At 44.5% G+C, this 527-nt stretch carries 1 rRNA gene; it reads right to left on the bottom strand.

The annotated features are described in order from the left end of the window. Positions 1–354: 354 nt before the first annotated feature. A 16S ribosomal RNA gene (locus tag L5M49_RS25250) occupies positions 355–527 on the bottom strand; the annotation flags it as partial.

The following is a 527-nucleotide window of genomic DNA, read 5'->3' as shown; positions in this document are numbered from 1 at the left end:
CAAATGAGTTTCACTCATCTGCGCCGCATTGCGACCAGCTTGGTTTTACTTGTCTCACTTCTGACCAAAGAAGTGGACGCGCCTTAGACGTAAACTATTCAATAAAGAATAATTTACTTTTGAATATTCAAGACACTTAATAAAGTGTTTGAGAACTCATGTTCAATGCTTGCGCATTAAACGTTTTGTAATTAATYACATGACAGACTCATGCAATTAAATACTATCAGCTTTCCAAATTGTTAAAGAACAATGCGTACCGGCTCGCGGCGCATTTAGCTCTGACTTCTCSTRAGAGAAGCTAAACAAGCAATCTGTGTGAACACTCAACAAACATTAAGTTAGTCGTATAGGTAAGGAGGTGATCCAGCCCCAGGTTCCCCTAGGGCTACCTTGTTACGACTTCACCCCAGTCATGAACCACAAAGTGGTGAGCGCCCCCCCGAAGGTTAAGCTACCCACTTCTTTTGCAGCCCACTCCCATGGTGTGACGGGCGGTGTGTACAAGGCCCGGGAACGTATTCACC

The organism is Shewanella sp. SM74 (genome assembly GCF_025653725.1).
Classification (GTDB): domain Bacteria; phylum Pseudomonadota; class Gammaproteobacteria; order Enterobacterales; family Shewanellaceae; genus Shewanella; species Shewanella oncorhynchi.
Note: the sequence above shows the minus strand (reverse complement) of the source record. Positions and strands in the feature narration are given on the sequence as shown.